The organism is Micromonospora sp. NPDC049047, from assembly GCF_040649135.1.
Classification (GTDB): Bacteria; Actinomycetota; Actinomycetes; order Mycobacteriales; family Micromonosporaceae; genus Micromonospora.
Genome location: NZ_JBEZEY010000013.1, coordinates 1 through 13,792 on the forward strand (window position 1 = coordinate 1; position 13,792 = coordinate 13,792).

Genomic DNA, 13,792 nt, shown 5'->3' on the forward strand with positions numbered 1-13,792 from the left:
CCGTTGGTGTTGTAGGAGAACTTCTCCACCGCCACCGACCGGGTGTACCCACTACCACCGGGCAACGCCCCGTTGTGATAGAAGAAATACGACCCGCCAGCGAAATCCACCACCCCGGCGTGATTGGTGAAACTCGCCCCCTGCCGCGGCATGATCGTCCCCCGGTACGTCCACGGCCCGGTCGGCCCCGACGCCGTCGAGTACGCGATGAACTCCGAACAACACTCCGCCGCGAACACGTTGTAATACAACCCGTTACGCTTGAACACCCACGGCCCCTCCTCATACAGAGTCGGCCGACTCGCGTTACCACTGCGCGCACCGAACCCCGCGGTCGTCAACGCGATCCGCGTCACGGCACCCGAATACGAAATCATGTCCGCGTTCAACCGCACATACCACAGACCCGGATTACCCCAGTACAGATACGCCTGCCCGTCATCATCGATGAACACCGTCGGATCGATCTCGTTGTTCCCCACCAACGGTCGACCCAACGCGTCCCGGAACGGACCCGTCGGAGAATCCGCCACCCCCACACCAATGACCATCTGCCCGTTCGACCGCTGCCGCACCGGCACGTACCAGTAGAACTTCCCATTACGCGCCACGACCTGCCCCGCCCACGCGTTCGCATCTGCCCACGCGAACGTCGCCAGACCCATCGGCGACCCATGATCAGTCCAGTTCACCATGTCCGCCGACGACCACACCCGCCAATCCCTCATCGTGAAATACGTCGAACCATCCTCATCATGACCCGTGTACACATACACCCGACCGTTGTAAACCAACGGCGCCGGATCAGCCGTATAAATATGCTGAACAATAGGATTGTCCGCCTTCGCGACACCGGCGGGGAGCAATGTTGAGACCAGGAGCAGGCTCACCAGCCACGCGGCCGAACGCCGCAGTCTGGCAAGTGGTGTTGGTGCGGATTTCACGAGTGCCTCCGGGAAGCTGTCGATGGTGTCGAGCGGGGCACCGGACCCGGTGCGGGGCGTCGCCGACCGCGGCAGTCGCGCCGATTTGACACGTCGTCGCCCGTCAATGGGTGCGGTGGTGGTGCGGGTGCAGGGAACACCGCTGCGATGCCGGTGTCTGAGCATCGGACGCACCCGTGCCGTGGCCATGAACCATCGGTCCACGCCCGGCCATCGGCCTGCCCTGGGTGACGTCACGCCCGAGGTGCGACAAGCGGCTCGCCCGGTCAACCGTCGTCGGCACATCGCCCTCGTCCATCGACTGTGAGCGATAACATGAGCCGCGTCAAGTCGCCGTTGGGCTGCCAGGGTGGTGGGCTTCAGCCAGCTACCCGGACTTGGTCTGACGGCAGCTTAGAACGACACCTGTCGTCTGATGTGTGGCGTGGTTAGCGCTAATTTCCAGACGCGGGCGGCGCGGCGGCACGATGCGGGAGATCTCCTCGGGCGGCACCGGCGGGACCCGTGGCGAGAGCGGGATCACGACCCGGACCAAGGGTGAGATCTGGAGGTTCTTCGCGCAGTTCTCCGGACCGGCGGTTGCCGACGTCGTCGGCCTGGCGGCGCCTGCTCCCGTACCCCCGGGGGGTGGGCGCCGCGTCGGTGTCCCCGGTCAGCGTTGCAGGCGAACCGCCTCGCCCGAACCGCTGCGGCGCACCAGCCAGGCCTCGGTGATGTGGGTGAACATCGCCTCGGCGGCGCCTTCGGAGTCGTGCGCGGCGATGCGCTCGTAGATGCGCCGGTGGCCCTGGTTGGACGCCACGCACAGGGCGCGCTCGGTCCGGCCCATGTAGCGGGCGGTGTTGATGACCTGGCTCTCCAGCGCCCGCACGACGCCGCGGGCGATGCGGTTCCCGGACGTCTGCATGATCGCGTCGTGGAAGGCCCGGTCGTGCTCGTGGTAGGTGACGTGGTCGTCGACGAGTTCGTCCATCCGGTCCACCATGGTGTGCAGCCGGTCGACGGTCTGCGCGTCGGCGAGCCGGGCGGCGACGTTTGCCATGTCTGATTCCAGCACGCGCCGGGTGACGACGAGATCGTCGAGGATGGCGAGGCTGTCGTCCTCGGCGATGGTGGCGCCGAGGACGAGTTCGTCGAGCATGTCCCACTGCGCTGCCGGGTTGACCATGGTGCCGGCACCCTGGCGGACCTGCACCAGCCCCTTCTCCTGAAGGATCTTGACTGCTTCCCGGACGACGGTCCGGCTCACCGAGAAGGTCTCGCAGAGGATCGGTTCGGGAGGAAGGGGCGTCCCGGAGGGGTGTACGCCGCGGACGATGCGTTCGACCAGTTCGGCGGTGACCGCCTTGGCCAGGTTGGTCGGCCGACGCACCCACGCCGGTGTTGCTGGGCTGCTCAGGGCCGTCTCCTGCGATGGCGTCATGTCCCCTCCGAAAGGCTCGCCGTGGCACGACGTCTGGCTCAGTGTACGACTGAGTATTGACGTCAAACGTCATACGAGTTACGTTCCGGGCAACATTGGCACGGCGGCGCGACCGCCGGCCACCCCACTTTCTGAGGTGACAACTGATGAGACAGCGCGCAATATGGTCGGCCGTCCTCGTTGTGGGCCTGGCCCTGGCCGGTTGTGGAAGTGCTAGCGATTCAAGCTCGTCAAGCGGGTCGGACAGCAAGCTCGTGGTGTGGGACTGGAAGTCCGGCGAGTCGTTCGCCAAGTCCTATCTGGACAAGGCTAAGGCTGATTTCAAGAAGAAGCACCCAAAAGTTGAGGTTGAGTTCGTAGCGCAGCCCTTTGACCAGTACTACACGCTGCTCGGTGCGGCGATCCAGTCCGGCAAGGGCCCGGACGTCATGCTGTTCAATGGCGGCGGCCAGATCCGCGACCGGGTGGACGCATTGGTGCCTATCACCGACTACGTGGCCGAGGACAAGCAACGGCTGGCCGGATGGGACGCGTTCACCAAGGACGGCAAGGTCTACGCCGGTCCGGTGACGCTGCAGGGCTACCCGATCTACTACAACAAGGAGATCTACCGCAAGGCCGGCCTCGACCCGGCGACCCCGGCTGCCACCTGGGACAAGTTCGTCGCGGACTGCGCCGCCATCACCAAGGCCGGCTCGAAGTGCTTCGCCCTCGGCAACAAGGAGGGCGTCGGCATCCAGTTCTGGCTCTCCAGCATGGGGTCGGTCACCCTCACCGCGGCGGAGTACGACGCCTGGATCACCGGCAAGCGCGACTGGACCTCGCCGAACGTCAAGCGGATCTTCGAGCTCTGGAAGGAGACCGGCGACAAGAAGATGAACAGCGACGGGGCCAACTCGACAGCCATGTTCAACGACTCGTTCGCGTTCTTCCAGTCCGGTAAGGCCGCCCACGTCATGGGCCTGATGTCGGACGTCGGGCACTGGAAGGACTTCAACGAGTTCCTGACGGCGGAGAAGCTCGGCGTCATGAAGCCTCCGGTCGTCACCGCCGGCACCACCGCGAGCCTGCCGTACGACGGTGGTATCGGCTACGGCGTCGCCAAGTGGACCAAGGACCCGAAGGTGGCTGCCGACCTGGTGCGCTCGCTGACCTCGGCGGACGCGCTGAAGGCCTTCTACGCCGACGCCGGCGCGATTGTCGCCGACACCACTATCGACGTGTCGCAGAACGGTCCGGCCGTCTCCACGATCGTCAGCGAGCTGAAGACCGGCAAGCCGGCGCTGCACGTGGCGCTCTCCTCGAAGACGATCGACCTGATGGGTCGGCTGTCCCAGCAGTTGCTCAGCGGTTCGACCACCGTCGACGAGGTGGTGAAGCAGTTGGCCGCTTCGGACCAGGCGGGCTGACCCTCGTGTCAATCGGAAACACGCAACCGTCGGTCCGTCCGGCTCAGGCCGGACGGACCGACGGGGCGGCGATCACCCCCGCCGCCCATCGGCATGGTGCACAACCCCGGCGCGCCAGTGCCGGCCTGCGGGCCGAACGCTTCGCGCCCTACATCCTGGTCGCACCGGCGGTCCTGATCATCGTGTTGCTGCGGCTCTATCCGCTGGTGCTCGGCGTCAACTTCTCCTTCACCGGCGACGGTGCGCAGAACGGGACGGCGGTCGGATTCGGCAACTACCGCGAGCTGTTCCACGATCCGCTGTTCCGGACCGCGCTGAGCAACGTCGGGCTGCTGGTGCTGTTGCTCCCGGTGGCGGTGGCAATCCCCGGCCTGCTCGCCACGTTCATCTTCCTGCGGGTGCCCGGCCACCGCTTCTACCGCAGCGTCTACTTCTTTCCCGCGGTGCTCTCGCCGGTCATCGTCGGCGCGATCTTCAACCTGCTACTCGCCTTCGATGGCCCCCTCAACGCCATCCTCGGGTCGTTCGGCATCAGTCCGGTGGACTGGCTCGGCGATCCGGACCTGGCGATGTTCATGGTGGTCGGCGTGCACATCTGGGCCACCTTCGGAATGGCACTTGTGGTGTTCCTCGCCGGCTTCGCCACCCTGGACCCCGCGCTTCTGGACGCCGCCCGGGTGGACGGGGCGTCGCTACGCCAGGTGGTCTGGCACGTGATCATCCCGGGCCTCTCGCGCACCATCCAGTTCGTCTTCGTGACCACGATGATCGGGATGTTGACCTCGATGTTCGGCCTGCTCTTCGTGATGACCAGCGGCGGGCCGGAGGGTTCGACCTACCTGCCGGAGTACTACATCTGGATTCAGCAGGGCCAGATGAACCGGCCGGCGCTCGCATCTGCCGCCTCGACGATCCTCTTCATCATCATGCTCGTGGTCGGGCTGTTGCAGATCAAGCTGCTCGAACGATCCGGAAAGGAGGATTGATGTCTCGGAGCCGTCTGGGGTGGTGGTTGATCGCCATCCCCATGTCACTGCTCGCGCTGGCGACGATCTACCCGCTGCTCTTCACCGCCAACGTCGCGATGAAGACCCGCCGTGACTACATCCTCGACCGGTTCTCCATCACCGACGCGCTGCGCTGGGAGAACATCAGCACGGCGTGGAGCAGCGTCGGCATGGGTCGCTACTTCGTCAACTCGCTGCTCGTGGTGACGGTGTCGGTGATCCTGCTGCTGCTGCTCGGGTCGATGGCCGGGTTCGCGCTGAGTCAGCTGCGATTCCGGGGCTCGACGGCGTTGTTCCTGGGTTGCCTCGCGGGGCTCTTCATCCCGTTCCAGGTGATCATGGTGCCGCTGTCCCGGATCATGGCCGACACGGCGCTCATCGACACGTACCCCGGTCTGATCCTCGTCTACGTGGCCCAGTTCCTGCCGTTCACCGTGTTCCTGATGACGAGCTACTACCGGGGCATCCCGCCGGAGATCGTCGACGCCGCCCGGATCGACGGCAACACCGTGTACGGCGTGTACCGCCGGATCATGTTGCCGCTGGGCACCCCGGCACTGCTGTCGGTCGGCATCCTCAACGCCCTGTTCTGCTGGAACGACGTCCTCATGGCGCTGGTGATGATGCCCTCGGCCGATCACCGGACGCTCATGATCGGGGTGACCTCGTTGCGAGGGCAGTACTCCGACAACATTCCCACCTTCGCCTCCGGTGTGCTGATCGCCGCCATACCCGTCCTGTTGGTTTACCTGTTCCTCCAGCGCCAAATTGCCGACGGTGTAGCCGCCGGTTCCACGAAGGGTTGACATGCGGATCACGGGTTATCGGACGCTCTCCACGGTCCAGGAATGGGGGCGGCCCGTCGGCGATGCCAACGGGGTGTTCGCCGACGGGGTGGTTCCGATCTCGATCGTCATCGTCGACACCGACGAGGGCGTCTCGGGGGTCGGCCTCGGGCCGCACGTCGAGATCGAGCGGATCTTCGCAGCAATCGAGGGCGAAGACCCCCGTGCCGTGACGACCCTGTACGACCGCATGTTGCGGCACACCTTCAAGGCGGGCCACGCAGGCCCGGTGTTCGGCACCATCGGCGCACTTGACACCGCCCTCTGGGACATCAAGGCGCAGATCGCCGGCGAGCCGCTGTGGCGGCTGCTGGGCGGGCGGGACAGGAGGGTCACCGCCTACGCGTCCGGGCTGGACATCGGGCTCACCGACGACGAACTCGTCGCGGAGTACGAGGTCTACGCCAGCCACGGCCTGCGCGCCGCGAAGCTCAAGGGCGGTCTCGACATCGAGCGCGACCGGCACCGCCTCAGCCTGGTCAAGGACGTCCTGACCGAGGCGGGGCACGGCCGGCGACCGGGTCTCATGCTCGACGTCAACGAGGCCTGGACCCGTAAGCAGGCCGTCCGGCACGTCTGCGAACTCGAACGCTCCCTCGACCTCATCTGGATCGAGGAGCCGGTCCGACGCTGGGACGCCGAGGGCCTCGCCGCCGTCAGCCGTGGAGTCTGCGCGTCGGTCGCCACCGGGGAGAACCTCACCGGGCTCGAACAGTTCCGTCCGCTGCTCGCCGCCGGCGCTGTCGACGTCGTCCAGATGGCCGCCGTCTGGGGGGTCACCCACTTCCTGCGGGCGTCCGCCCTGGCGCACGCGTACGACCTGCCGGTCAGCCCGATCGGCAACAGCCCGATCGGTCTGTTGCACGCCGCGACCTCGGTGCCGAATCATCTGACAAGTGAGTTGCAGGATCTCCATCCACCGGTCGGTGTCTCCGTCGACCTGCACGTCGAGGACGGTGCCTTCATCCTCGGCGACGCACCAGGACTGGGTGTGCGCATCGACGAGGAGCGCATCCGGACGGCCAACCACCGCCCGCTGGCGCAGCAGGCCGAGAGCCCCAACGTCCGGCCGGAGCGGGCCGGCCGGCGGCTGCTGGCCGACATCGACGGGGTAGTCCCCGCCCGGCAGGTGCCGGTCGTGCCACTCAACTACCGCAACGAGGTGTCGCCCACCGTGCGGCACTGAGCTGACCGCCAGAAACAGAGGCGCGTGGGTGTACCGCCATCGCGGTGCACCCACGGCCATGTCCGGTCGGCACGAACGACGTGCCGGCCGTCGAGACGGAGGATCGATGAAGGCAGTCGTCTACCGGGGGGCGCGAGACCTCGGAATCGAGGATCGCGAACCGGTCCCGCCGGGGCCAGGCCAGGTGCGGATCGAGGTGGCGTACACCGGGATCTGCGGCACCGACCTGCACATCTACCACGGGGACATGGACGCCCGGGTCGGTGACTCCGCGATCATCGGGCACGAGATGTCCGGTCGGATCGCGGCCGTCGGCCCGGACACCACCGGCTGGCGCGTCGGGCAACCGGTCACCGTGCTACCGACCAGGCCGTGTGGGCAGTGCGCCGCCTGCAAGCGCGGGCACTCCCACGTCTGCCACGCCATGAATTTCCTCGGCATCGACTCACCGGGCGCCATGCAGTCCTACTGGACCGTGCCGGCGGAGCTGGTTCTGCCGCTGCCCGAGGAGTTGCCGCTGGACCACGCGGCGCTCGTCGAGCCGGTCGCGGTCGCCGTGCACGACGTCCGGCGGGGGAATGTGACAGCCGACGACCAGGTGGTCGTGGTCGGCGGCGGGCCGGTAGGGGCGCTCATCGCCGTGGTCGCGGCGGGCCGCGGCGCGCGGGTGCTCCTCGTCGAGCCGGATCCGTTCCGACGGGAGGTGGCGGCCGGGATCGGGATCGAGGCCGTCGACCCGGGAGCGACGGACGTGGTGGCACTTGTCAACGAGCGCACCAACGGCGCGGGCGCCGACATCGCCTTCGAGGTGTCCGGCTCCGCCGGTGGCGTCACCACCGCCGTCGACGTCCTCACCACCCGCGGCCGGCTGGTGATGGTGGCGATCCACCCCCGGCCGCGCGAGGTCAACCTGCACCGGTTCTTCTGGCGTGAGCTGGAACTCCTCGGCGCGCGGTTGTACCAGCGCGACGACATGGAGGAGGCGATCCGGTTGGTCGCCTCGGGTGCGATCCCGGCCCAACAGCTCATCTCCCGGGTGGAGCCGGTGGAGGCGGCCAGCGCCGCCTTCACCGCCCTTGAGGGTGGCGGTGTGATGAAGGTGCTGCTCGATCTGCGGGAGGGAAACAAGTGACGGCCCTGTTCGATCTGTCCGGACGCGTCGCGGTCGTGACCGGTGCCCGGCGCGGTATCGGCCTCGCCATGGCCGAGGCCCTGGCGCTGGCCGGTGCCGACATCGTGGGTGTTTCCGCCCAGCTCGAATCGGATGGCAGCGAGGTGGAACGCCGGGTGCGCGCCGCCGGCCGCCAGTTCACCGGGCTGCGTGCCGATCTCGGTGACCGGGCGGCCGTACACCAGCTGGCCCGGGACCTCACCGCGCTCGGACCGATCGACATCCTGGTGAACAACGGCGGCACGATCGCCCGCACCCCGGCCGCCGAGCACCCCGACGAGATGTGGGACCACGTCATCGAGGTGAACCTGAGCAGTCAGTTCATCCTGAGCCGGGAGATCGGCCGGACGATGGTCGAGCGGGGCCATGGGAAGATCATCTTTACCGCCTCGCTGTTGAGCTTCCAGGGCGGCATCACAGTGCCCGGTTACGCCGCGTCGAAATCGGGCATCGCCGGGCTCACCAAGGCGCTGGCGAACGAGTGGGCGGCCCACGGGGTGAACGTCAACGCCATCGCCCCCGGCTACATCGCCACCGACAACACCCAGGCGCTGCGCGACGACGCCGACCGCAACCAGGCGATCCTCACCCGGATCCCGGCCGGCCGGTGGGGTCGCGCCGACGATCTGGGCGGTGCCACGGTGTTCCTGGCGTCGTCGGCGTCGGACTACGTCAACGGGGTCGTACTGCCCGTCGACGGCGGCTGGATGGGCCGATGACGGCCCCCGGTGAGCCCGATCGCCGCGTACCCGGATCGGCGGCGGCATGACGGCGCGAGCGCTGCCGCGCCGCCCGCGGGTGCGTCTCACCGGGCTGGGGTTCGGCGCGGCCCAGGGGGGCAACCTGTACCGGGCGACGACGGACGAGGAGTTCGACGCGGCTGTCGACGCGGCGTGGGCCGCCGGTGTCCGGTACTACGACACCGCGCCGCACTACGGACTCGGGCTGTCCGAGCGCCGCCTCGGTGCGGCGTTGCGGCATCGGCCGCGCGACGAGTACGTCGTGTCGACGAAGGTCGGACGACTCCTGGTGCCGTCGCCCGAGATCGCGCACCTGCGGGACTCCGAGGGGTTCGACGTGCCCGCCAGCCACCGCCGGGTGTGGGACTTCAGCCGCGACGGTGTTCGTCGCTCGATCGAGGCCAGCCTCGAGCGCAGCGGGCTGGACCGGATCGACATCGTCTACCTGCACGACCCGGACGACCACTGGGAGCAGGCCGCGCACGAGGCCGTGCCGGCCCTGGTCGACCTGCGTGACCAGGGTGTCGTGGGTGCCATCGGTGCCGGGATGAACCAGTCGGCGATGCTGGCGCGGTTCGTGCGGGAGACCGACGTCGACGTGATGATGTGCGCCGGGCGGTACACCCTGCTCGAACAGGGGGCGGCGGACGACCTGTTGCCGGCCGCCGAGGAGCGAGGGGTGGGTGTGGTGATCGCGGGCGTCTACAACTCGGGGTTGCTGTCGCGGGACCAGCCGCCGGCCGATGCGGTCTACAACTACCAGCAGGCCCCCGCCGAGGTGATCGAGCGGGCCCGGCGGATCGCCGCGGTCTGCGAGACGCACGGGGTGACCCTGCCGCAGGCGGCACTGGCCTTCGTCCGTCGGCACCCGGCGGTGGTGTCGACGGTGGTCGGCGTCCGCACCGAGGCGCAGGTGGCCGAGACGGTACGACGCGCCGACGTTGCCGTACCGGACGAGCTGTGGGAGGCCCTGACAGCGGCCGGGCTGCTCGCCGTGGCGCCCGGTCCGGGCGCTGCGGGCCAGCCGAACTGACGGCGACGTCCCGGCCGGGACCGGCTCCGATTCTCGGACCGGTCCCGACCGGGACGTCATGTTCTACCGCGACAGCCGCAGATCAGAGAGCGGTGAACCGCCACTGCTGGTTGGCTGCGCTGTGGCAGGTCCACTGCAACAGCCGGGCGCCGTCGGCCGTGGAAGCGCCGTTGACGTCCACGCAGAGCCCGCTCAGCACACTCTTCACCGTGTACACGCCGGAGGTGCCCGTCGCGGTGGCGGTGAACTTCTGCTGGTTGCCGTTGTTGCAGGTGGCCTGCTGGAGGAAGGCACCCGCCGCGGTCGAGCTGCCGACCACCTCGACACACTTGCCGCTGTGCACCGCCTTCAGGTAGAGCGCGCCGTTGCCGGCGTCGACGGCCTGCCACTTCTGGTTGTTGCCGCCGGTGGACGCCCACTGGGTGATCTGGGCGCCGTCGGCGGTGGAGACCCCACTGACGTCCATCAGCTTGTTGCTGTGCTGTGCCGTGAGCGTGTAGGTCTTACCGGCCAGCCCGGTACCGGTGCCGGTGCCGGGTGTTCCGACGCCGTTTCCGCCGAAGGTGTGCGAGTCCAGATCGAACGAGTTGTTGGAGTTCTTGAACACCATGTAGAGCGTCTGGGTCCCACTGCTGGCGGCGACGCTCACCGGTGTCGTGGACTGGTAGTTGTCCCAGCCACCGGTGCTCGGCACCGTGGTGGTGGCCAGCAGGGTACCGGTCGGTGAGCCGGCGCGCAGCTCGATCGAACCGCCGCCGGAGGGCGACGAGACCCGGTAGCTGACCGTCGAGATACCCGACAGGCTCATCGGGCTGAAGGCGATCCAGTCGTTCGAGGAGATGTCACCGACGCGCTTGGTGCTCTCCGCGGCGGCCTGGTCGATGACCCGGATGCCGGACTGGCTGCTGAAGTACTCGGACTGCTTGTGCTTCGGTTGCAGGATCGCCTGTGCGGTGCCGGTGAGCGGGGACCCGCCCCCCGAGCCGCCGTTGTCGGTGTAGCGCGCGTTCAGCACGTAGAACAGGTTGGCGCCATCGGGGTGCCCGCCGAGTAGGTCGGTGGAGATGGTGCCCGAGCAACCCGGGTACTCGGTGGTCTCGTGCGCGTGGTCGTCGTGACCCAGCGCCGGGTTGAGGAACACCTTCGAGCAGTCGACAGTGCCGCCGTCCGGATCGGTGACGGTGATCTGGTACGGCACCTTGTCACCGAAGGTGAGCATGCCACCGTTGGCAGGTGTGGTGATGGTGACCACCGGGGCGCTGTTGCCGACGGTGATCGGGACGTTGGCGAAGCCGGTCTTACCGGTGCTGTCGGTGACCTTCAACTGGGCCGTGTAGTTGCCGTTGGAGGTGTACACCTTCGACGGGTTGGCCGCCGTGGAGGTGGTGCCGTCGCCGAACGTCCACAGGTAGCTGAGCGTGTTGCCGTCCGGGTCGGACGTGCCGGCGCTGCTGAACTGGACGGTGAGCGGTGCGCTGCCGCTGGTGGGCGTACCGGTGGCCTTGACGATCGGGGACCGGCCGCCCTGGATGTAGTCGATCCGGTAGAGCCCGGAGTCGCTGTTGCCGCCGCCGAAGTTGGTGCCCCACTCCAGCAGGTAGAGCGAGCCGTCCTTGCCGAACTCCATGTCCATCGGCTTGTTGAACCCGGTCCCGGGCAGGAACGGGTTGGTGCGGGTGACCGCCGAGGAGGAGTCGAAGTGGACCTCCTTGATGTAGTTACGCGCCCACTCGTAGAAGAAGTGCACACCGTCGTAGTAGGGCGGGAACTTCGTCGCGGACGGGTTCGACGCGTCGTACCGGTAGACCGGGCCACCCATCGGCGCGGAGCCGCCGGAGCCGAGCTCCGGGAAGGTCGTCGAGGCGGGGTAGCCATACCAGATGTTGGGCATGACAACAGGCTTCAGGTTGACCAGCCCGGTGTTGTTCGGCGAGTTGTTTACCGGTGCCGAGCAGTTGAACTTCGCGCCGACGACGCCGGTGTCCGGGTTGTACGGCGCGTAGGGCTGGTTGTTGCCGTGGCAGAACGGCCAGCCGTAGTTGCCGGGCGTCTTGATCACGTTCAGCTCGACCAGGCCCTCGGGGCCACGGTTGGTGGTGGGCGGGTTGCGGTCCGGCCCGTAGTCGGCCAGGTAGACCCAGCCGTTGGCGGGGTCGATCGAGAACCGGAACGGGTTGCGGAAGCCCATCGCGTAGATTTCCGGCTTGGTCTGCGCGGTGCCCTGCGGGTAGAGGTTGCCCGACGGGATGGTGTAGCCGCCGGTGGCTCCGGGGCGGATGCGTAGCAGCTTGCCGCGCAGGTCGTTCGTGTTACCCGCACTGCGGGCGGCGTCCAGGTTGGACTTGCCCGAGCGCCAGTCCAGCGGGGCGTAGCCCTGCCAGTTGGGGTCGAGGTTCGGCGGCGTGTCGTCACCGGTGCCGATGAAGAGGTTGCCGTCCGGACCGAACTCGATGTAACCGCCGGTGTGCCCGGGCTCCGGGAACGTCCGGTCCCGGTACGCCGGGATGTCGATGATCGTCACGCCGCTCGACATGTTCAGCGTGTCACCGCTCATCGTGTAGCGGGAGACCCGGTTGACGTCTGTCGAGCTGCTCGCCGGCGAGTGGTAGAGGTAGACGTACCCGTTCGTGGCGAAGTTGGGGTCCAGCGCCATGCCGGTGAGACCGTCCTCGCCGCCGGTGTAGACGCTCAGCGTGCCGGCGGTGACTGTGCTGTTCGTGGACGGCTTGAAGACCTTCAGCTGCCCGCCGCGCTGGGCGTAGAACACCCGCCCGTCCGGGGCCACCGCCATCGCCATCGGGTCGACCGTGTTGTCGTCGAGGGTGCGCTTCTCGAAGTTGCCCCAGACGGTGCCGCCGCAGTCGCCGGGGGCGTTGCCGGCGGCCCACTTGATCCCACCGAGGACGTGGTTGCGGAAGTTCGTCTCGCTGTAGGAGTCGATCGCGTGACCCATCGCGGTGGCCCACACACGCCCGCCGTTGGTGTCGCGACACCAGGAGATCGGGTGGTCCGGGCCCATCGCCCGGGAGCCCGGGTTGTAGGTGCGCTCGTCGGCGGTGACCAGCACGTGCACCTTGCCGCGTGGGTTGGAGTCGAAGTTGTACCACTCCTCGCTGCGGTTCCACCGATCCGGCAGCCCGGCCGTCGACGGGTGCTGCTTGTCGGCGACGATCGCGGTGCCGGGCAGCACGCCGGGGGAGTGCTCGGGCATGTGGGCGCCGCCGTTGATGGTCTGGTCCCACCACGGGTACTCGGACTCGATGCCCATGTCGGTGGCGTTGTGGATGGCCACGATGCCCTTGCCGCTGGCGAGGTAACCCTCCACCGCCTGGCGCTGCGCCGCCGAGGTCCAGACCATGCCGGAGGTCTGGAGCATGACGATCACGTCGAAGGTCGCCAGGTTGGCGGCGGTGAAGACGCTCGAGTCCTCGGTCGCCACGATTTCGAAGTTGTTCGCGGTGGCCTGCTGCTGGAGCATGCTGATCCCGGCGGGGATCGAGTCGTGCCGGTAGCCGGTGGTCTTGCTGAACACCAGGGCGCGGAAGGCGGGGGCCGCCGAAGCGGGTGGGGCGAGTCCGAGGGCCAGCAACAGGCCCGCGATCACCGAGATGATCATCGTATTGCGACGCATGGCGTCTCCTAGGTTGGACGGGCGACTCCGAGTGCGCCCACGGGTCCACGCTGCGTCAGGTTGTGCCTGGACGCAGGGGTGGGCACGAGTGCGCTGGGCTGTCCTCGTGCCGTTCGCCGAAACGGCAGTCAGACCCGCGGGACCTCACAGAGGGTGATGGCGGCTGTGAAGCTTGTCCCGTGGTCCACGAGGTCAGGATGAGCTAGAAATAGATGGGTGTCAATGAATGGGGTGACGTCCGACGTCTTGCCCTGATGACGACGGCCATGTCCGAATCTCTCGGGCACGGCTTCGCTGCCGTTCGAGTGATGGCCCTGGCAATCGGCCCCGGTCGAGGATTGCGGACCTGCATCCAAACATCTATCTTCTTCATACGTGTGATGTTTCGTCGATGTCAAGGGAA

10 protein-coding genes are annotated in these 13,792 nt (G+C 67.7%); 7 read left to right on the forward strand and 3 right to left on the reverse strand.

Annotated features, from left to right (window positions below; all coding sequences use genetic code 11):
- A partial coding sequence (locus AB0B86_RS20695; RefSeq protein WP_357419389.1) for a glycoside hydrolase family 43 protein occupies positions 1 to 1,133 on the reverse strand: 1,133 nt, incomplete at its 3' end.
- Between the two features lie 463 nt (positions 1,134 to 1,596).
- Positions 1,597 to 2,367, reverse strand: coding sequence for a FadR/GntR family transcriptional regulator (locus tag AB0B86_RS20700; protein WP_357404522.1), 771 nt, complete (start codon positions 2,365 to 2,367; stop codon positions 1,597 to 1,599).
- Between the two features lie 257 nt (positions 2,368 to 2,624).
- Between AB0B86_RS20700 and AB0B86_RS20705 the strand changes: the two genes are divergently transcribed.
- From AB0B86_RS20705 to AB0B86_RS20735, 7 genes are all read left to right on the forward strand, one after another.
- Complete coding sequence (locus AB0B86_RS20705; protein WP_357419392.1) at positions 2,625 to 3,776, forward strand: extracellular solute-binding protein; 1,152 nt, start codon at positions 2,625 to 2,627, stop codon at positions 3,774 to 3,776.
- Between the two features lie 5 nt (positions 3,777 to 3,781).
- Entirely contained in the window at positions 3,782 to 4,762 is a 981-nt protein-coding gene (locus AB0B86_RS20710; RefSeq protein WP_357404518.1) for a sugar ABC transporter permease, read from the forward strand.
- Positions 4,762 to 5,589, forward strand: a complete 828-nt coding sequence (locus AB0B86_RS20715) for a carbohydrate ABC transporter permease (RefSeq protein ID WP_357404516.1) — start codon at positions 4,762 to 4,764, stop codon at positions 5,587 to 5,589. The genes AB0B86_RS20710 and AB0B86_RS20715 overlap by 1 nt, the downstream gene beginning before the upstream one ends.
- Before the next feature lies 1 nt (position 5,590).
- Positions 5,591 to 6,814 (forward strand): mandelate racemase/muconate lactonizing enzyme family protein, encoded by a 1,224-nt coding sequence (locus AB0B86_RS20720; protein ID WP_357404514.1) that lies wholly within the window; start codon positions 5,591 to 5,593, stop codon positions 6,812 to 6,814.
- A 106-nt stretch (positions 6,815 to 6,920) separates the two neighbouring features.
- The gene (locus AB0B86_RS20725; protein ID WP_357404512.1) at positions 6,921 to 7,946 is read left to right on the forward strand and encodes an alcohol dehydrogenase catalytic domain-containing protein; all 1,026 of its coding nucleotides are present in this window, start codon (positions 6,921 to 6,923) and stop codon (positions 7,944 to 7,946) included.
- Entirely contained in the window at positions 7,943 to 8,704 is a 762-nt protein-coding gene (gene kduD, locus AB0B86_RS20730; protein ID WP_357404510.1) for a 2-dehydro-3-deoxy-D-gluconate 5-dehydrogenase KduD, read from the forward strand. Before AB0B86_RS20725 ends, kduD begins: the two co-directional genes overlap by 4 nt.
- A 46-nt stretch (positions 8,705 to 8,750) precedes the next feature.
- Positions 8,751 to 9,758, forward strand: coding sequence for an aldo/keto reductase (locus AB0B86_RS20735; RefSeq protein ID WP_357404508.1), 1,008 nt, complete (start codon positions 8,751 to 8,753; stop codon positions 9,756 to 9,758).
- A gap of 82 nt (positions 9,759 to 9,840) precedes the next feature.
- Here AB0B86_RS20735 and AB0B86_RS20740 read toward each other — a convergent pair whose 3' ends face one another.
- Positions 9,841 to 13,389, reverse strand: coding sequence for a ThuA domain-containing protein (locus AB0B86_RS20740; protein ID WP_357404506.1), 3,549 nt, complete (start codon positions 13,387 to 13,389; stop codon positions 9,841 to 9,843).
- Between the last annotated feature and the right edge of the window lie 403 nt (positions 13,390 to 13,792).